Source organism: Sciscionella sediminilitoris, assembly GCF_000737195.2.
Classification (GTDB): domain Bacteria; phylum Actinomycetota; class Actinomycetes; order Mycobacteriales; family Pseudonocardiaceae; genus Sciscionella; species Sciscionella sediminilitoris.
Genome location: NZ_JALM01000013.1, coordinates 64,039 through 82,840, shown reverse-complemented (window position 1 = coordinate 82,840; position 18,802 = coordinate 64,039). Strand labels below are relative to the sequence as shown.

The window sequence follows — 18,802 nt, the reverse complement described above, 5'->3', positions numbered from 1 at the left end:
TCGCTGCTTCCCGGTCACGATCGGGCAGCGTACTGGGCGCGCACCGGGAGTACACCCGCGACACGGACGAACCGCCCTTATTCGCGAACCCGCATCCGGGCAAGGCCCGAACGGAGGGTTTCCCCGCACGCACGGGCGTTTACCGTGGTGCCTATGACTCGGATCACAGACTTGGCACGAATCACCGACGGCCGCTCGCGTTCGATCTCCCCGGAGAACTTCACCGGGGACAAGGGCGCGGGCGGAGCCGCGACCGAAGGCACCGGCGCACACCCGGCACGCGAGCTCGGACAGGGCTGGAAGGTCTCCCCGAGCGTGGACATCCCAGCGGGCACCGGGTTCACCATGGCCGAGATCTCCGGGCCCGCCGTGATCCGGCACATCTGGCTGACCACCGACGCGAAGAACTGGCGCAGCATGGTGCTGCGCATGTACTGGGAGCACGACGAGCAGCCCGCCGTGGAGGTCCCGCTCGGGGATTTCTTCTGCCAGGGCTGGGGTGAATTCGCGCAGGTGAATTCGGTGCCGATCGCGGTGAACCCCAAGGGCGGGTTCAACAGCTACTGGGAAATGCCCTTCACCGAGCACGCGCTGCTCACCCTCACCAATCTCGGCCCCGAACAGGCCCGCGTCTACTACCAGGTCGACTACGAACTCACCGAGGTTCCGCAGGGTTCGGGTTATCTGCACGCGCAATGGCGGCGGAACAATCCCCTGCCGTACAAGGAAGTGCACACGGTGCTCGAGGGCGTCGAGGGAGCCGGGCACTATGTGGGCACCTATCTGGCGACCGGGACACACAATTCCGAGTGGTGGGGCGAAGGGGAATTCAAGTTCTACGTGGACGGGGACGGGGAATTCCCGACCATCTGCGGCACCGGAACCGAGGACTACTTCGGTGGCGCGTGGAATTTCGACCTGCCCGGCGAGGGCTACACCGCCTACAGCACCCCGTACCTCGGACTGCCGCAGATACTCCGACCGGACGGGCTCTACCGCAGCCAGCAGCGCTTCGGCATGTACCGCTGGCACATCCCGGATCCGCTCCGGTTCTCCGAGAACCTGCGGATCACCGTGCAGGCGCTCGGCTGGCGTTCACTGGACCGGTACCTCCCGCTCCAGGACGACATGGCCTCGACCGCGCTGTTCTATCTGGACCGGACGAGCACCCACCGCCCGCCGGAACCGGACTACGACCGCATGGAGGTGCTGTGACGTTGGAGGTGCTGTGACGTTGGAGGTGCTGTGACGTTGGAGGTGCTGTGACGTTGGAGGTGCGGTGAGCTGAGCGCGGGTCACTCGCTCGGCACGGTGCGCAGCAGCTCGCGCAGGCCGTCCACGTCGAGCAGGTCCGCGGGGGCCACGGTGCGGTCGGCGCGCACGTAGTAGAACGCCGCCCGCACCCGCTCGACCCCGACACCGGCGATCGCGGCCCAGGCCAGCCGGTAGATCGCCAGCTGCACCGAAACGGCGCGCATGTGTTCCTCGTCCGGGACCATGCCGGTCTTCCAGTCCACGACGGTCCAGCCGCCGTCGGAGTCGGCGAACACGGCGTCCATCCGCCCGCGCACCACGATTCCCTCGACCTCGGTCTCGAAACCGACCTCGACCTCCTGCGGCACCCGGTTTCCCCATTGGCCGCCGAGGAAAGCGGCGCGCAGCCGGTCGAGATCGGCCTCCGGGGTGTCGTCCCCGTCCGCGGCCCCGGGCAGCTCGTCGAACTCGAGCAGGGCGTTGGAGGCAAACCTGTGCTCGAGCCAGGCGTGGAAGGCGGTACCGCGCCGGGTCGCCGGGTTGGGTTCGAACGGGAGCGGGCGGCGCAACCGGGTGGCGAGCGCGCCGGGGTCCTCGGCGAGTTCCACGAGCTGGCTCACCGAGAGCTGGGCGGGGAGCGCGACCCGTTCGGCGCGTTCGGCCCGCGCGGCCCGTTCGGCGAGCAGCACGTCGACCTCGGCGGCCCAGCCTTCCGGGTCGTCCGCGGTTTCGGGATCCTCGGCGTCTCCGGAGTCCTCGGTTTCCAGCGCGGCGCGCACCAGGGCCGCGCCCTCGGCGACAGCCTCCCGGCGGTCACCGAGCGGATCGGCGGGCCATTCGGCGCTGTGCTGGCGGGCCGCGACCGGGTTCTCCGCGTCCGGTTCGGGTTCCGGTGCCCAGCAGGAGATCTCGCCGAGCTCGGGATCGGCCTCGAGCAGTTCGCGCACCTCTTCGAGCAGCAGCGAGGGTTTGCGCGGTTTCTTCCCGGTGGCCCCCCACCAGTGCGCGGAGGCGAGCAGGGTGTGCTCGGTCCGGGTGAACGCGACGTAGCAGAGCCGCCGTTCCTCGGTGAGCCGCCGGTCGTCGAAGTCCTCCTCGTGTTTGGCGAGCGCTTCCTCGAGTTCCTTGCGGTCCCCGCCCGCGGGCAGCCGCAGATCCGGGAGGTCGATGGAATCCCCGCGCAGTTCGGCGGGCAGTTCGGCGACGTTCCCGAGCCAGCTCGAAGCCTGTTTACGGGCCGGGAACACCCCTTCGACCAGATGCGGCACGGCGACCAGCTGCCATTCGAGGCCCTTCGCCGCGTGCACGGTGAGCACCTGCACCCGGTCCTCGGCGACGACCACCTCGCCCGGTTCGAGCCCGTCCTCGGCGTCCTCGGCGGTGGCCAGGTAGTCGAGCAGGGCACGCAGGTTCGCGTTCGGGCTGGACGCCGCGTAGTCGGCGACCACCTCGGCGAACCGGTCGAGCTGGGTGCGTCCGACCGGACCGGGCCGGGACAGGGTCTCGATGTCCAGCCGCATGGTGCGTTCCACATCGGCGACCAGTTCGGCCAGCGGCTGGTCCATCCGGGAGCGCAACATGCCGAGTTCCCTGCCCAGCGCCCGGATCCGGGCATAGCCCACCTCGGTGTAGCGCTCCGGCGGACCGGGATCGTCGATCGCGTCCACCAGCCCGGCCTGTTCGGCGAGCTCACCGGGCAGCGCGCCGCGCACATCCACCCCGGCGAGCAGTTCGGGGCTGGACTGCCCGGATTCGTCGGCCTCGGCGAGTTCCCGGCAGCGGGCCCACAAGGCGGAGAGGTCGGCCGCCCCGATCCGCCAGCGCGCCCCGGTGAGCAGGCGCGCGGCCGCGGTGCCCGCGAGCGGATCGATGAGCACGCGCAGGGTGCTGACCAGATCGCGCACCTCAGGTTCGCGCAGCAGCCCGCCGAGCCCGACCACCTCGACCGGCAGTCCGCGCGCCCGCAGCGCCGCGGCCAGTTCGGCCATGTCCGCGCGCCTGCGCACGAGCACCGCTGCGGTCGGCGCGCTTCCATTGCGCTCCACGTGGGCGTGCCAGCGCGCGGCGAGCTCTCCCGCGACCCATTCGCGCTCGGCCTCCACATCGGCGTGCAGTGCGGCGCGCACCTCGGCGGGCTCGGCGTCCGCGCGGGCGCGCAGCTCGCCGACCCGCAGCCCGGCGTCCCGCAGTTCCTTCGCGGTCCGGTTGGCGATCGCGAGCACCTGCGGCGGATTGCGGAAACTGGTCAGCAGCGAGTACTCCCCCGCCGGCCGCCCGCCGTTGGGGAAGTCGGTGGTGAACCGCGGCAGGTTCGCCGCGCTCGCCCCGCGCCAGCCGTAGATCGACTGCGCGGGATCGCCGACCGCGGTCACCGGGACGCTTTCCGGCGCCCCGTTGCCGAACAGGGTGCGCAGCAGCACCCGCTGGGCGTGCCCGGTGTCCTGGTACTCGTCGAGCAGCACGGCCCGGTAGCGCCCGCGTTCGGCCTCCCCCACCTCCGGATGCTCGGCGGCCAGCCTTGCGGCGAGCGCCATCTGGTCGGCGAAGTCGATCGCGCCCTCGGCCCGTTTGCGCCGCTGGTATTCGGCGACCAGCGGGAGCAGGGCGACCCGCAGCCGCTGCACATCCAGGCGTTTGCGGGTCTCCTCCTTGATCGCGGTGCCCTGCCCCTTGGCCCGCGGCGCGTGCTCCACCGCCTGGCAGATCCGTTCGGCGTGCGCGGCGAGGGTTTCGGTGTCCACGAGGTGTTCGGCCAGTTCCCCGGCAAGGGCGAGCAGGTGCGCTGTGACCGTGGCGGGCACGTAGCTCGTCTCCAGTTCACCGTCCCATGTGGACACCACGTTGCTTGCCAGCTGCCAGGCCGCGGTCTCGGTGAGCACCCGCGCTCCCGGTTCCACGGGCAGCCGCAGCCCGTGCTCGGCGACCAGCCGTCCGGCGTAGGCGTTGTAGGTCAGCACGGTCGGCTCGCTGGCCAGTACCTCGGCCCGCAGTGCCCCGCTGGGGTCGGTCTGTTCGAGCAGCGGCGAACCGGCCAGCCGCCGCAACCGGGCCCGCACCCGTTCGGCGAGCTGGCGCGCGGCTTTGCGGGTGAAGGTCAGGCCGAGCACGTGTTCCGGGGTCACGAAGCCGTTCGCCACCAGGTACACCACACGGGCGGCCATGGTCTCGGTCTTGCCCGCGCCCGCACCGGCGACGACCAGTGCCGGTTCGATCGGGGCGCCGACCACCTCGGCCTGTTCCCCGGTCGGCGCGGGCAGGCCGAGCGCGGCGGAGATGTGCAGCGGCGAGAGCGGTTCCCTCATTCGGTCACCTGCCTGCCGTCCTCGTGCGCCGGGCAGCTGGTGCGCGCCGGGCAGGTCGGGCACTGGTCGTTGGCCACGGCCAGATAGCCGGGGCCGGCCGCGGTCTCGGCGGCATCGATGACCATGCGCGCCCAGGCGGCGAGGCGTTCGGCATCCGGTGCGTCCTGGCCGCGTTCGGTGACCCCGGTGCGTTTCTTGGGTGCGGCGACGTAGAGCAGCCGCGCCCCGCCGGGCTGCCGGGACACGCCCTCGAACGCACCGAGCGCGGCGGCGAGCTGGTACACGGCCAGCTGCGCGTGTTCGGCGGCCTGTTCGGCGGAGACCGCGGTCTTGCTGGTCTTGATGTCCACGATCACCGGCCTGCCCTCGGCGTCCACCTCGAGCCGGTCCACCCGGCCGCGCAGCCGGACCCGGGAATCCTCCAGCTGCACCGAGAGCGGCGCCTCGAGCGCGCGCTGGGTCAGCTCCTCGCGGCTGCCCTTGAGCCAGGTCTCGAAGGCGCGCAGCATCCCGCGCAGCCGGTCCTGCTCGCGGCGGGAGAACCAGGGCGCGGCGATGTCCAGCTGGGACCAGGCCTTGTCCAGCTCGGCGTCCACCTCCTCGGTGCTCGCGCCCTCGGCGGCGGCCTGGGCGAGCGCGTGGATCAGGCTCCCGGTCGTCGCGGGCAGCTCGGCCGGATCGGTGCCGCCGACCCGCTGCACGAGCCAGCGCAGCGGGCAGGTGGTGAGCACATCCACGGTGGAGGGGCTCAGGTCGACGGTGTCCTCCGGGCCCCAGAGCGGGGCGGTGCTCGACGGTTCGGCCAGCGCGTACCAGGTGTCCGGATGCGCACCGGGGACCCCGGCGCGGGCGAGCCTGGCCAGCTGGCGGGCGGCCCGAGCGCGCCGATCGTCCGGGGTGCCCGGATCGGCGAGCGCCTTGCGCAGTTCCCCGATCAGTTCGGCGAGCACGAGCCCGCGTTCGGGTTTGCTCGCCTGCTGCGGCTCCGGTATCGGGTCCTCCTGCTCGGTGACCAGTTCGTCGAGGAATCGTGAAGGCTGCTCCTCCTCCCCGCGCACCGCGCTGACCAGCAGGGTGTGCCGGGCCCTGCTCGCCGCGACCACGAACAGCCTGCGCTCCTCGGCGAGCAGTTCGGATGTGGTGGACGTGTTGTCGGTCTGGATCCCGGACAGCGTGTCGACCAGCCGCTCCACCCCGAGCAGGGTGCCCCTGGTGCGCAGGTCCGGCCAGCTCCCCTCGGCGACCCCGGCGACCGCGACCAGGTCCCATTCCCGCCCGCACGCGGCGTGCGCGCTGGTCACGGTGACCGACTCGGAGTCCGGGGCGGTCGGGGCGAGTGAATCCCCCGCGATCTGCTGGCCGCCCAGGTATTCCACGAACCCGGCGGGCGAGGCGCCGGGCAGCCGGTCCACATAGCTGGCCGCCGCGTCGAACAGGGCGACCATCGCGTCCAGGTCCCGGTCGGCCATCCGGCCCAGATGCCCGCCCCGTGCCGCGGCCTCGGTCCAGCGCCGTTGCAGCCCGCTGCGTTCCCAGACCCGCCACAGCATCCGTTCGACGCCTTCGTCGAGCGCATCCACGGCGGTGTGCAGCAGATCGGCGACCCGGCGCACCGGGGCGGCCGCGTCCGGTTCGAGCGCGGTGAGCGGATCGTTGTCCCGCAACACCTCGGCGAGCACTTCCCCGCTCGGCCGGTCCCCGCCACCGGCGAGCTCCAGCCTGCGCAGGCCACGGCGCACCCGGCGCATGGCAAGCGCATCGGCCCCGCCCAGCTGCGAGGACAGCAGCGCCGCCGCGGTCTCCGCATCGAGTTCACGCAGGTCGGCGGCGCAGCGCAGCAGGGTCAGGAACCCGCGCACCGCCTCGTGGGTGGGCAGCGGGATCTCCCGGGCCGGGATCGAGACGGGGACCCCGGCGGCGAGCAGGGCCCGGCGCAGCGCGGCAAGCGAGCGGGGCACCGACCTGGTCACGATGGCCATCCGGGACCACGGAACGCCCTCCATCAGGTGCGCGCGGCGCAGCCGTCCCGCGATCCAGTTCGCCTCCGCCGCCTGGCTGGGCAGCAGCCGTACCTCGACCGAGCCCTCCGCGCGTTCCCCCTCGGGGACCGGGAACCGGGTACCCGGCAACCGGGAGCACACCCGGCCGACCGCGGTCGCGATCGGTTTCGCCATCCGGTGCTGCTCCCCGAGGCGCACCTCGTAGTCCGGTTCCGCGCCGGTGAACAGGCCCGCGTCCGCACCGCGGAAGGAGAACACGCTCTGGTCCGCGTCCCCGGCGAGCACGAACTCGGCCCCGGTCTCCCCGAGCAGCTTGGCGAACGCGAACGCCTGCGGGTCCAGGTGCTGGGCGTCGTCCACCAGCAGATGCCGGATCCGGGCGCGTTCCGCGGAGAGCAGCACCTCGTCGGTGTCGAAGGCGAGCAGCGCCGCGGCGACCAGTTCGGCGGCGTCCAGCGCGGGCGCGGTCGCCTGCGGGTGCTGCGCGCCCACCGTGCCCTGCAACAGGGTGACCTGCTCATAGGTGCGGCCGAACTTGCCCGCTGCCACCCATTCCGGGCGCTTGTGCGCGCGGCCGAGCTTGATCAGGTGCTCGGGACCGAGCCCGCGTTCGGAGGCCCGCAGCAGCAGATCCCGCACCTCGCTGGCGAACCCCGGCAACCCGATCGCCGGGCGCAGGCTCGCCGGCCAGTAGTCGGCCTCGTCCTCGATGTCCCCGGCGAGCAGTACCCGCACCATCGCGTCCTGTTCCGGCCCGGGAAGCAGCCGCGGCGAGGGCTGCTCGTGCATGGCCGCGTGCCTGCGCAGCACGCCGAAGGCATAGGAGTGCACGGTGCGCACCAGCGGTTCGCGCCGCGTACGCACCCCCTCGCCCGCGAGCAGCGCCGAGATCCGGATCCGCATCGCGTTCGCCGCCCGGCGATTGGGTGCCAGCACCAGCACCTGTTCGCCGTCTCCGGCCAGGATGCGCGCCGCGGCCAGTTCCGCGAGCAGCGTGGTCTTGCCGGTTCCCGGTCCACCCCGCACCCGGACGAAGCCGTGCGCGCGTTCCAGGAGGGCGCGCGCGGACTCGTCCCACCGGGTCCGTTCATCGCGCCGCTGCTGGCGCACGAGTTGGGGTGTCACGCCAACATGCAACCACGCGGGGCCGACAATGGCGGATGTGGACGAGGAACTGCACGAGCGGGTGCGCGAGATCGTGCGCACCATCCCCGAGGGCACGGTGGCCAGCTACGGCGATATCGCGGCACGCGCGGGTGCGCCCTCACCCCGGCTCGTCGGCCGCATTCTCGCCGAGGACGGGCAGGACATCCCGTGGCACCGGGTGCTGCGCACCAGCGGATACCCGGCCCCGCACATCGCGCGCGAGCAGCTGGCCCGGTTGCGCGCGGAAGGAGTGCTCGCCGACGGGGAGCGGATCCCGATGCGCCGTTACCGGTGGACGGACTGACCGCCTCAGCGCGATCCGGTGGCACGCTGCCGGGTGACCTCGGCGATGCTCGCCCAGTCCAGGTCCGCGCCGACCTGCTCGACCGCGGTGGTGAACACCTCGTGCAGTACCGGCCCGGTCGGCAGTGCGGTACCGAGCTCGTCTGCCGCACTCAGCGCGAGATTCAGGTCCTTCAACCCGAGCGTGGTGGTGAACCCCGGTGGCGAATAGGTCCCCGTGGCGATGGCCTCGCCGTAACCGCGGTAGGCCGGTCCGGGGAAGACCGAGTCGTTGATCATGTCGACGAACCGCCCGGCGTCGAGACCGGCTTTCTGGAGCAGGGTGATCGATTCGGACAGTGCCTGCAGCGCGTGGATGAGCAGGTAGTTGACCGAGATCTTCGCCGTCGGCGCGGCGTCCACGGCGGTACCGAAGTCCCACACCCCCTTGCCGAGCGCGGCGAGCATCGGCGCCACTGCGGCCTGGACCTCCGCGTCCCCGGAAAGCAGCACCGTCAGGTTCCCAGCGGTGATCGCCTCCGGTCGGCCGACGACCGGGGCACTGAGGTATCCCCCGCCGAGCGCGGCGAACTCACGGGCCGCTTCCGGGCTGATCGTGGCGTGGTTGACGTGCACGAAGCCCTCCGGAGCCGCGGCCACGCGTTCGGCGGTGAAGACCGCGCGCACTGCTTCCTCGTTGCTGAGCATCGAGAAGACGGTCCCGGTCGCGATCGCGTCCTCCGGCCGGTCACCGCGCCGCGCGCCGCGGGCCACCAGTTCGTCCGCCTTGCCCGCGCTGCGGCTCCACACGGTGACCCGGTAACCGGCATCGAGCAGGCGGTGCGCCATCGCGGTACCCATCCTGCCGAGCCCGATGAACCCGATGTGCTGATTCGTCATGATCGTTTCTCCGTTCTCCGCGCGGATCGCGGTCTATCGGCTCGCCTCGAGTGTCACGGTCAGCTGCTCGTCGATCCGGCGCAGCAGCTCCCGGTTCGGCTCGAGCGTGGCCCCGGGATCGCGCAGCTGCCAGTTCTCGTCCACGTCCTGGTCCGTGATGACGGCTTCGACGTGCGTGTCGAGCACGTGCATGTGCAGTCCGTGCAGCACGCCGAGGAACTGTTCGGCGGCCTTGTCGCCACCGCGGGTGCCGTAGGTGACCAGGCTCGCGGGCCGGTCCCGCCATTCGTGGTAGAGGTAGTCGAGCGCGTTCTTCAGCACGCCCGGGTAGCCCCAGTTGTACTGCGGGAACACGAACAGGAATCCGTGGTAACTCTGCACGAGCCGGCTCCAGGCCCTGGTGTGCTCGTGCTCGTACTGCCATAGCGCGGCCCTGCGTGGTTCGTCCAGGAACGGCAGTCCCACCGCGGCGAGGTCGACCAGGTCATAGTCCAGCTCGCTGTCCTCGCCGAGGACCTCGCGCACCCAGGCGGCGATGGCACCGCAGATCCGGGTGGGACGCGTGCTGCCGATGAGCACGGCGATGCGTTTCTTGCCTGCCATGGGAGTACCGCTTCCACACTATTGTTCGCTATACACACTGTTGGTGTCACGAACCAAAATAGTTGGTGTCACGAACTCGGTCAAGCTAGGCTCGGGCGCCGTGGACACTCACTCACCCGACCACGATCCCGCGCCGGAGCTGGGCCTCGTCGACGGGCTGATCCAGCTCTCGTTCATCCTGCAGGCGATTCTCGGGCGCCTGGCCAGCCAGGAAGGGCTGTCGGTCACCCAGTTACGGATGCTCGCCGTACTCGAGGATCGGGAAATCGGCATGCGCGCGCTGGCCGGGATCCTGGAACTGGAGAAGTCCAGTGTCACCGGCCTCGTCGACCGGGCCGAACGGCGTGGCCTGGTGCAGCGGGTCGCCGTTCCCGGCAACCGGCGCGCGGTCCACGTCACCGTCACCGACTCCGGCCGGTCCATCGTGCGCCTGGTGCACGATGCGGTCCGAACCGAGATCGGGCATCTGGCGGACACGCTGAGCGAGCGGCAACAGGGCTCGTTCCGCCGCTGTCTCGAAACCCTGATCCACCACTACGTCACCCGGCACGCCATCCCGCTGTGAGCCGGGTGGGCGGTTCTCAGGCGTGGGCGCGGGCCGGTTCCACCAGCTCCACGAGCACCCCGCCCGCGTCCTTGGGATGGATGAAGTTCACCCTCGAGTCCGCGGTTCCGCGCTTGGCCTCGGGGTAGAGCACCCGCAGACCGGCTTCCTTGAGCGCCGCGGTCGCCGCGTCCACATCGCTGACCCGGTAAGCGAGCTGCTGCAGGCCCGGCCCGTTGCGCTTGAGGAACTTCGCGATGGTGGAGTCTTCGGAGGTCGGCGCGAGCAGCTGCACCGCGGTGCCCTCGTCGCCGGGCACCCGCAGCATCGCCTCACGTACGCCCTGCTCGTCGTTCTCCTCGACGTGGTAGGCGTCGAGCCCGAAGTGGGTCCGGTAGAACTCGATGGCCTCGTCGAGGTCCGCTACCGCGACACCGACATGGTCGATCGCGACAACGTAGGGGCTGATGGCGTTGTCCATGCCCCAACGGTAGGGGGAAGAACCGATTCCGTGTTGTGGCGTGCGTGACATCGTGGTCACATCAACTGTCAACTCGTGACCAAGATGGTGCAACTTCCGACCTCGAAGCCCTGCCGGACCAGTTTCAGGAGGCTTGACGCATGACCGAATCAGTGATCGTCGCGGGCGCACGGACCCCGATGGGCAGGCTGCTCGGCTCGCTCAATCAGTTTTCCGGCGCTGACCTCGGTGGATTCGCCATCAAGGCCGCGCTGGAGCGTTCCGGGGTCGCCCCGGACGCGGTGGACTACGTGATCATGGGCCAGGTGCTCACCGCCGGTGCGGGCCAGATCCCGGCACGCCAGGCCGCGAGCAAGGCCGGGATCCCGATGGATGTGCCCGCGCTCACCGTCAACAAGGTGTGCCTTTCCGGGCTGGACGCGATCGCGCTCGCCGACCAGCAGATCCGGGCCGGGGAGTTCGACGTGGTCGTGGCCGGTGGCCAGGAGTCGATGACCCAGGCACCGCACCTGCTCACGAAGTCCCGTTCGGGATTCAAGTACGGCGACACCACGCTGACCGACCACATGGCCTACGACGGGCTGCACGACGCGTTCACCGACCAGGCCATGGGTCTGCTCACCGAACAGCGCAACGACTCCGACGGGCTCAGCCGCGAGGCGCAGGACGCGTTCGCCGCCCGCTCGCACCAGCGCGCCGCCCGGGCCTGGAAAGACGGCCTGTTCGCCGACGAGGTGGTGCCGGTGGAGATCCCGCAGCGCAAGGGTGACCCGGTGGTGTTCAACGAGGACGAGGGCATCCGCGCGGACACCACCGCGGAATCGCTGGCCAAGCTCAAGCCCGCGTTCCGCAAGGACGGCACGATCACCGCGGGCACCGCATCGCAGATCTCCGATGGGGCCGCCGCGGTCGTGGTGATGAGCAAGGCCAAGGCCACCGAGCTCGGCCTCGAATGGCTCGCCGAGATCGGCCCGCACGGCGTGGTCGCCGGTCCGGACTCCACCCTGCAGGAGCAGCCCGCGAACGCGATCGTCAAGGCCTGCGCCAAGAACGGCACCGATCCGGGCAAGCTCGACGTGGTCGAGATCAATGAGGCCTTCGCCGCGGTCGGGCTCGCCTCGGCCCGCAAGCTGGGCTACGCCGAGGACGACGAGCGGATCAACCCGAACGGCGGCGCGATCGCCATGGGGCACCCGATCGGCATGTCCGGCGCCCGGCTCGCGCTCACCCTCGCGCACGAACTGCGCCGCCGGGGCGGCGGAACCGGGGCGGCCGCGCTGTGTGGTGGCGGCGGCCAGGGTGACGCGCTGCTGCTCACCGTGCCGCGCTGACCGAGGCCCGACGCAATTAGAGTGATCACGTGGCCAAACAGAGCATTCCGGAGCTGATCGAACAGGCCCGTGACGGTCGTCCGCGCGCGGTGGCGCGGCTGATCTCGATGGTGGAGGACGCGAGCCCGGCGCTGCGCGAGGTCGCCGCCGGGCTCGCCCCGCTCACCGGGAACGCGACGGTCATCGGGATCACCGGTTCACCGGGTGTCGGCAAGTCCACCTCCACATCGGCGCTGGTCTCGCTGCTGCGCGAGCAGGGCAAGCGGGTCGGGGTGCTCGCCGTGGACCCGTCCTCACCGTTCTCCGGCGGCGCGCTGCTCGGGGACCGGATCCGGATGCAGGACCACGCGCTCGACGAGGGCGTGTACATCCGCTCCATGGCGACCCGCGGTCATCTGGGCGGGGTGGCCTCGGCCACCGGTCAGGCGCTGCGGGTGCTCGACGCGGCCGGTTGCGATGTGGTGCTCATCGAGACGGTCGGGGTCGGCCAGTCCGAGGTGGACGTGGTGAGCCTCGCCGACACCACCCTGGTACTGCTCGCCCCGGGCATGGGCGACGGTATCCAGGCGGCGAAGGCGGGGATCCTGGAGATCGCCGACGTGTTCGTGGTGAACAAGGCCGACCGGGACGGCGCCGATCAGGTGGTTCGCGACCTCAAACACATGATCTCGCTCGGCCGCAGGGAACGCGAGGGCCCGAGCTGGCGCCCGGAGATCGTGCCGACCGTGGCCAGCCGGACCGAGGGGGTCGGCGATGTGCTCACCGCGATCGACGCGCACCGGACCTGGCTGACCGAGCACGGTGAGCTCGAGGCGCGGCGGCGGCACCGGGCCGAGCGGGAGATCGAGGCCATCGCACTGGCCGCGCTGCGCGCCGAGATGGGCGATCTGCGCGGCGGGGACACGCTCGGTGACCTCGCGGCCGAGGTCGCGGGCGGCAAGACCGACCCGTACGCGGCGGCCGACCGGCTGATCGCTACCTTGCGGAACACATGAGCCCCGACCCAGTCACGGCCCGCCGCGCGATCGACGGGCTTGTCCGGACCACCCCGGTGCTGCACGCCCGCCCGGATCTGCTGTTCAAGCTCGAACAGCACCAGGTGTCCGGGACCTTCAAGGCACGCGGGGCGTTCACCGCGCTCAGCCTCGCCAGGGAGCAAGGCACCCTGCCCGCCGCCGGAGTGGTCGCGGCCTCCGGCGGGAACCACGGGATCGCCGTGGCGACCGCGGCGACCACGCTCGGCATCCCGGTGCACGTGTTCATTCCGGAGGCCGCCTCCCCCGCCAAGCGCGCCCTGCTGGAGGCCAGCGGGGCGAAGGTGACCGTCGCCGGTGCGCTCTACGCCGACGCGCTGGAGGCCAGCCGCGCCGAGATCGAGCGGACCGGCGCGATGCAGATCCACGCCTACGACCAGCCCGAGGTGGTGGCCGGTCAGGCGACACTCGCACTGGAACTGCTGGAACAGGCGGAGTTCGACACGGTGCTCGTGGCGGTCGGCGGTGGCGGGCTGCTCGGCGGGATCGTCGCCGGGCTGGCCGGTTCGCCTGCCCGGATCGTCGCGGTCGAGCCGGAACTGATCCCCTCCATGCATTCGGCACTCGCCGCGGGCGGCCCGGTTCCGGTCGAGGTCTCCGGGCTCACCAAGGATTCCCTCGGCGCGAGCAAGGTCGGTGCGCTGCCCTACCGCCTTGCCGCCGAGGCCGGAGTGCACAGCGTGCTGGTGCCCGAGGCGGAGATCCGGGCCGCGCACACCGCGCTGTGGCAGGAATTCCGGATCGCCGCCGAGTACAGCGCGGCGACCGCCTATGCCGCCCTGCGCTGCGGCGCCTACCGGCCGCGCGATGGCGAGCGGGTCGTGGTGCTCATCTGCGGGGCCAACATCGAATCCCCGCGGGTGTAGCCGTGTCCCGCCCGGTGATCGTCGATCCGGCCGCCGCGACCCGGCGGCTGCTCCGGTTCGCCGCGCTGATCTGCGCGCTGGTGGGGCTCGGTGGCATCGCGGGTGCGATCACCGGGGGCAGCCTGGCGACCTTCCTGCTCGTCGGCGTGTTCTTCCTGCTGTTCGCGGTGTTCCTGGCGATCGGGAGCAGCCGGGCGCGCACCGGGGAACGGCTCGTGTTCGACGAGCACGGCATCAGCGGATCCGGCGGGGAACGCGACTGGTCCATCGGCTGGGCGCAGCTGCGCACCGCGCGCACCACGACCGCGCGGGTGTCCACGGGTTCCGGTACCGCGCTCGGGGTTCCCTGCCTGGAACTCACACCCTCCGATGTGGACAGTGCGACCGAGTACCCGGACCTCGCCCATCTCTGGGATGCCGAGGCCGGGGTGTGGCGCTGCCCGGTCAGCCCGGCGGGCAACGCGCTGCGCCGCACCGCCCGCGGGATCCGCCGGTTCCGCCGCCGCTGACCGCGGCAGCGGAACCGGACGTTATGCGGGCTCCCCCGGCGCCGGTGGCCTGCAGTGGATCGAGGTGGCCTCGCCGATCGCCTCGATGGCCCCGGCCGCGTACGGAATCACCGCGGTGTTTCCCTTGCTCAGCACCACTTCCTCGCCGTTCTCCGGGATGAGCCGCAGCTCCCCCTCGAGCACGATCAGCACCGAGTACCCGGCGCGCAGCAGCACCCCGCGCGCGGTGGAGAGCCGGTGCGCCCGGAAATACCGTTCCTGTTCCCCGTCGAGCAGCCAGCGGCACGGCGCGTCCGCCTCCGCACGGTGCACGATCGCGCCGAGGCGGCGTTCCTCCCAGCCGGTCCGGTCCACGCAGAACATCGCGAGGTCGAAGCCCAGTCCGAGCGATCCGGTCTCGGCGTCGGCCAGAAACCCTTTCCACTCGAGGGTTATGGACAGATCGGTTGGCTGCTGCAGCTCGGCGATGAACACGCCCTCGCCGATCGCGTGCGGCAGACCCGCCGGGATGAACACGGTGTCCCCGGGCGCCACGCTGAGCCGGTTGAGCGCACCGAGCATGGCCGCGCTGTCCTGGTTCTCCACCCAGGAACGCAGCGTCTCCTCGTCGACATCCTCGCGGAATCCCGCGTACACACAGGGATCCTCGCCGTTGGTCTCGAGCACCACCCAGGCCTCGGTCTTGCCGAAGCTGCTGTCCAGGTGCCGCTGCGCGAACCCGTCCGAGGGGTGGCAGTGCACCGGGAGCCGCTGGCCCGCGTCGAGCAGTTTCACCAGCAGCGCGGGATCCGAGCCGAACCGCGCGGTGTGCGCGGGCCCCAGCCAGCTGTACGGGTCGAGCTTGATGGCCTCGCGCAGCAGGGTGCCGTCCGGCAGCCGGGAAAGCCCGGATTCCTCGTGCCCGAACCGGGTCGTCGTCGAGGCGACCCAGTCCTCCGGACCGTATTCCGCGCTCGCGGGCATCCCGCGCAACCGGGCGATCGCCGCGCCCCCTCGATAGAACTGCTCGGGCTGATTCGCCGCGAGCACCGCCGGTGCCGGCCCGTTGACATTCATGGTGATATCTCTCCTGATCCTCGTGGAACGAGTCGTGCGGGGAGGACGAGATCGCGATGCGGCGAGTCATCCCCCTGGATTCTCGCGAACAGCCGCCCGGCCGCCGCGTGCCCGAGCGCCTTGGCGTCGTGCGCGATCACGGTGACGGGTGGATCGAGCAGATCGGCGAGTTCGAAGTCATCGAATCCGATCAGCGCCGGCCGTTCGGGCATTCCGGCGAGCACCCGCAGCAGGCCGATCGTGATCCGGTTGTTCCCGCCGATCAGCGCGGTCACCGAACGGTCGAACATGGCGCGCAGCGCGGTGCCGATGCTGTGCTCATCGTGCGGTCCCATGGCGGCGAATTCCGCACCGCGCTCGATCCCGGCCCGCGCGCATCCCTCGCGGAATCCGCGCAGCCGCTCGGCCGCGGTGAAGATTTCCGGGTCGTCACCGAGGAATCCGATGTGCCGGTGCCCGTGCTCGGCGAGGTGCGCCACCGCCATCATGGTGCCGCCGACGTTGTCCATCAGCACGGTGTCCGCCGTGACATCGCCGCCCGGCCGGTCGATGAACACCACCGGGGTGCCCGCGCGGATCTCGGCGGCGAGGTATCCCTGCTCACGCCCGGCGGGCACGATCAGCAGCCCGTCCACCCGCCGCGCGCAGAAATCCAGTGCGAGTTCGCGGGCCTGCACCGGATCCTCGTCCGAGGACGCGGAGAGCACCCGCCTGCCGAACTGGCGCGCCACCTCTTCCACGCCGCGGGTGAGCCCGGAGTAGAAGGGGTTCGACACATCCTCGAGCAGCAGCCCCACGGTCGCGGTGGTGACGCCCTGGCGCAGATTGCGCGCGCCCATATTGCGCCGGAAGCCGAGGCTCTCGATCGCCGCGAGCACCTGCCGCGCGGTCTGCTCATGCACTCCCGGTTCGTCGTTGACCACCCGGGAGACCGTCTTGATGGACACACCGGCCAACCGCGCGACATCGTTCATCGTCGCGCGGCGCGCCCGTTTCTCCCGTGTCCCTGACAACGTTGTCATCGTAGCCGATTCAACACGGGCACCGAAGGCACGTCAACATGTCCCGCGAACGCGGGACCCCGCCGTGGTCCGGATGGCGCATTCCTTGTCCGGTTCCGGACAGGCCCCGCACCACGCATTGACCGGCGCCCGGCAGCTGAGCACAGTGACAGTGTCCCAGCGTCAGCTGTTCATCACGCTGTGTTCGCACGGAGGTGGGTCATGCCGTCCCGGTTCCCGATCGCGGTGCTCGCGCTCATTCTCGCCGCCGGGTCTCTTTCCGTACCCGCTCAGGCGCGCGTTCACGATCCCGCGCGCTACGTGAATCCCTATCTGGGCACCAAACCGGGCGCACCCGATCAGGGAACCGGCGGCGGGGCGGGCAACAACTTCCCTGGTGCCGATGTGCCGTTCGGCATGGTGCAGCGGAGCCCGGACACGGTGACCGAACAGCATGGCGGCTATTTCTACGACGACAACCGGATCAAGGGGTTCAGCCTCACCCATCTCTCCGGTGCGGGCTGCGATACCTATCAGGACATTCCGTTCCTGCCCATTTCCGGCGAGGTCACCGAATCCCCGCCGTTCACCCGGATCGCTACGTCGCCCGGTTCTCCCACCGGAACGAAACGGTCCGCCCCGGCTATTACGGCGTCCGGCTGGACAACGGCGTGCACACCGAGCTCTCGGTGACCCGGCGCAGCGGGGCGGCCCGATTCGCCTTCCCACAGGGAAAACCCGCCACCCTGCTGGTGAACACCTCCGGATCGGTGACCGGAACCCGCGATTCGCGGATCTCGATCGGCAGGGACAGCATTTCCGGCTGGGCGGCAAGCGGCGACTTCTGCGGCACGAAGAACCGGTACCGGGTGTATTTCCACGCGCAATTCGACAAACCCTTCCAGAGGACCGGAACCTGGCGCGGTGGCACGGTCACCCCGCGGCGCAGCGGCGTACAGGACAGCGGCGGCTACGCGGAATTCGAGCCGGGTTCCACGGTCAATGTGCGGCTCGGGCTCTCCTTCGTCTCGGCCGAGGGCGCGAAACGCAATCTGGCCGCCGAGAACCGCGGCCGGGATGTGGACGCGATCGCGAGCCAGGCGAACGCGGCGTGGAACAGGCGGCTCGGCGAGATCGCGGTCACCGGCGGTACCGAGGAACAGAAACGCACCTTCTATTCCTCGCTCTATCACGCGTATCTGCAGCCGAACGTGTTCTCCGATGTGGACGGCCGCTATCCGGGTTTCGACGGGAAAATCCACACCGCACCGAAGGGCAGGACCATCTACACCGACTTCTCCGGCTGGGACATCTACCGCTCCGAGGTGCCGTTGCTTTCCGTGCTCGCGCCGAAAGAGATGTCGGATATCGCCTACACCATGCGGGAATTCGCCGAACAGGGCGGAGCCTGGGACCGCTGGACGGTCGCCAACGACTACACCGGGGTGATGAACGGCGATCCCGAGCACATCATCCTCGCCTCCGCGTATGCCTTCGGCGCCAAGGATTTCGGAGCGCACCGGGCCCTGCTTTCCATGCTGCGCGGGGCGAATCAGCCGACCAGCGGCTACGAGGAACGTCCCGGACTCGGCGAATACCTGAAACTCGGCTACGTTCCGGGAAAAGCAGCGGACACACTCGAGTACACCAGCGCCGATTTCGCGATCGCCCAGCTCGCGCACCGGCTCGGTGACGACGACACTTATCGCGGTTTCATGAAACGCGCGCGGTACTGGCACAAACTCTACAATCCGGAGACCGGTTATCTGCAACCGCGCAATGCCGACGGCGGTTTTCCCGCCGATTTCGACCCGGCGACCCCGGACGGCTGGGTGGAAGGAAACGGCGCACAGTACGCCTGGATGGTCCCGTACGACTACGCTGGACTCATCCGCGCCTACGGCGGCAGGAAAGCGGTGAACAACCGGCTGGACGCGTTCTTCGCACGGCTCAACGCGGGAACCAGGAAACCGTACGCCTTCCTGTCCAACGAACCGGGCGCCGCGAGCCCCTGGGTCTCCGATTTCACCGGGGCACCGGCGAAAACCCAGCAGCTGACCAGGCGGGTGCTGCGCGAACTGTTCCGCAGCGGACCCGACGGCCTCGCGGGCAACGACGACCTCGGGCAGATGGGCGCCTGGTACGTCTGGACCGCGATGGGACTGTATCCCGAATATCCCGGCCGCGCCGAGCTCGTGACCGGATCACCGGTGTTCACCGGGGTTGCGATCCACAGCCCGGACGGCCGCGAATTCCGCATCACCGCACCGGATTCCAGCGAGACGAACCAATACGTGGCCGGGTTACGGGTGAACGGACGGGATTCCGCACGGCCCTGGTTGCCGGAGTCCTTCGCCGAGCGCGGTGGTTCGCTCGAATTCGCCATGGCCGCGCGGCCGACGGATTGGGGAACCGCGAACGCGGACGCGCCGCCTTCCCCATAATCTAGGGCCATTGGGTACGGACGACCTCGAGGTGGATGAATAGGGAATA

At 70.5% G+C, this 18,802-nt stretch carries 16 protein-coding genes; 9 read left to right on the top strand and 7 right to left on the bottom strand.

The window, feature by feature from the left end; genetic code table 11:
* Nucleotides 1–153: 153 nt before the first annotated feature.
* On the top strand, nucleotides 154–1,215 hold the full coding sequence (locus tag AD72_RS06205; RefSeq protein ID WP_031465432.1) for a glycoside hydrolase family 172 protein: 1,062 nt from the start codon (nucleotides 154–156) through the stop codon (nucleotides 1,213–1,215).
* An 80-nt stretch (nucleotides 1,216–1,295) separates the two neighbouring features.
* On the opposite strand, the gene AD72_RS06200 is transcribed toward AD72_RS06205, so the two are convergent.
* A complete protein-coding gene (locus AD72_RS06200; RefSeq protein WP_031465431.1) occupies nucleotides 1,296–4,556 on the bottom strand; it encodes an ATP-dependent helicase in 3,261 nt (1,086 codons plus the stop codon).
* Nucleotides 4,553–7,681: an ATP-dependent helicase gene (locus AD72_RS06195; RefSeq protein WP_231644743.1), complete on the bottom strand. Its 3,129-nt coding sequence runs from the start codon at nucleotides 7,679–7,681 to the stop codon at nucleotides 4,553–4,555. Before AD72_RS06195 ends, AD72_RS06200 begins: the two co-directional genes overlap by 4 nt.
* Before the next feature lie 28 nt (nucleotides 7,682–7,709).
* On the opposite strand from AD72_RS06195, the gene AD72_RS06190 reads away from it, so the two are divergent.
* Complete coding sequence (locus AD72_RS06190) at nucleotides 7,710–8,006, top strand: MGMT family protein (RefSeq protein WP_031465429.1); 297 nt, start codon at nucleotides 7,710–7,712, stop codon at nucleotides 8,004–8,006.
* Nucleotides 8,007–8,011: 5 nt separating this feature from the next.
* Here AD72_RS06190 and AD72_RS06185 read toward each other — a convergent pair whose 3' ends face one another.
* Nucleotides 8,012–8,884 carry an NAD(P)-dependent oxidoreductase gene (locus tag AD72_RS06185; protein ID WP_031465428.1) on the bottom strand — a complete coding sequence of 291 codons (873 nt, stop codon included), beginning with the start codon at nucleotides 8,882–8,884 and terminating at the stop codon, nucleotides 8,012–8,014.
* 33 nt (nucleotides 8,885–8,917) lie between these two features.
* Nucleotides 8,918–9,487: an NADPH-dependent FMN reductase gene (locus AD72_RS06180; protein WP_031465427.1), complete on the bottom strand. Its 570-nt coding sequence runs from the start codon at nucleotides 9,485–9,487 to the stop codon at nucleotides 8,918–8,920.
* A gap of 100 nt (nucleotides 9,488–9,587) precedes the next feature.
* On the opposite strand from AD72_RS06180, the gene AD72_RS06175 reads away from it, so the two are divergent.
* Nucleotides 9,588–10,052, top strand: a complete 465-nt coding sequence (locus AD72_RS06175) for a MarR family winged helix-turn-helix transcriptional regulator (protein WP_031465426.1) — start codon at nucleotides 9,588–9,590, stop codon at nucleotides 10,050–10,052.
* A gap of 16 nt (nucleotides 10,053–10,068) precedes the next feature.
* Here the strand turns inward: AD72_RS06175 and mce are convergent, their stop codons facing one another.
* On the bottom strand, nucleotides 10,069–10,512 hold the full coding sequence (gene mce / locus AD72_RS06170; protein ID WP_031465425.1) for a methylmalonyl-CoA epimerase: 444 nt from the start codon (nucleotides 10,510–10,512) through the stop codon (nucleotides 10,069–10,071).
* A 140-nt stretch (nucleotides 10,513–10,652) separates the two neighbouring features.
* Between mce and AD72_RS06165 the strand changes: the two genes are divergently transcribed.
* Genes AD72_RS06165 through AD72_RS06150 form a run of 4 tightly spaced genes read left to right on the top strand, consistent with a single transcriptional unit; the run spans nucleotide 10,653 to nucleotide 14,252 of the window.
* Nucleotides 10,653–11,843 (top strand): acetyl-CoA C-acetyltransferase, encoded by a 1,191-nt coding sequence (locus AD72_RS06165; RefSeq protein WP_031465424.1) that lies wholly within the window; start codon nucleotides 10,653–10,655, stop codon nucleotides 11,841–11,843.
* Between the two features lie 29 nt (nucleotides 11,844–11,872).
* A complete protein-coding gene (gene meaB / locus AD72_RS06160) occupies nucleotides 11,873–12,838 on the top strand; it encodes a methylmalonyl Co-A mutase-associated GTPase MeaB (RefSeq protein ID WP_031465423.1) in 966 nt (321 codons plus the stop codon).
* Nucleotides 12,835–13,743, top strand: coding sequence for a serine/threonine dehydratase (locus tag AD72_RS06155; RefSeq protein WP_031465422.1), 909 nt, complete (start codon nucleotides 12,835–12,837; stop codon nucleotides 13,741–13,743). The genes meaB and AD72_RS06155 overlap by 4 nt, the downstream gene beginning before the upstream one ends.
* Before the next feature lie 2 nt (nucleotides 13,744–13,745).
* Nucleotides 13,746–14,252: a hypothetical protein gene (locus AD72_RS06150; RefSeq protein ID WP_031465421.1), complete on the top strand. Its 507-nt coding sequence runs from the start codon at nucleotides 13,746–13,748 to the stop codon at nucleotides 14,250–14,252.
* A 21-nt stretch (nucleotides 14,253–14,273) separates the two neighbouring features.
* On the opposite strand, the gene AD72_RS06145 is transcribed toward AD72_RS06150, so the two are convergent.
* Nucleotides 14,274–15,308, bottom strand: coding sequence for a class I mannose-6-phosphate isomerase (locus AD72_RS06145; RefSeq protein WP_031465420.1), 1,035 nt, complete (start codon nucleotides 15,306–15,308; stop codon nucleotides 14,274–14,276).
* Complete coding sequence (locus tag AD72_RS06140) at nucleotides 15,305–16,282, bottom strand: LacI family DNA-binding transcriptional regulator (RefSeq protein WP_031465419.1); 978 nt, start codon at nucleotides 16,280–16,282, stop codon at nucleotides 15,305–15,307. The genes AD72_RS06145 and AD72_RS06140 overlap by 4 nt, the downstream gene beginning before the upstream one ends.
* 249 nt (nucleotides 16,283–16,531) lie before the next feature.
* Here AD72_RS06140 and AD72_RS37905 point away from each other — a divergent pair, with 249 nt between their 5' ends.
* Nucleotides 16,532–17,002 (top strand): hypothetical protein, encoded by a 471-nt coding sequence (locus AD72_RS37905; protein WP_051898041.1) that lies wholly within the window; start codon nucleotides 16,532–16,534, stop codon nucleotides 17,000–17,002.
* Entirely contained in the window at nucleotides 16,885–18,753 is a 1,869-nt protein-coding gene (locus AD72_RS06130; protein WP_255357144.1) for a GH92 family glycosyl hydrolase, read from the top strand. The genes AD72_RS37905 and AD72_RS06130 overlap by 118 nt, the downstream gene beginning before the upstream one ends.
* Nucleotides 18,754–18,802 lie beyond the last annotated feature (49 nt).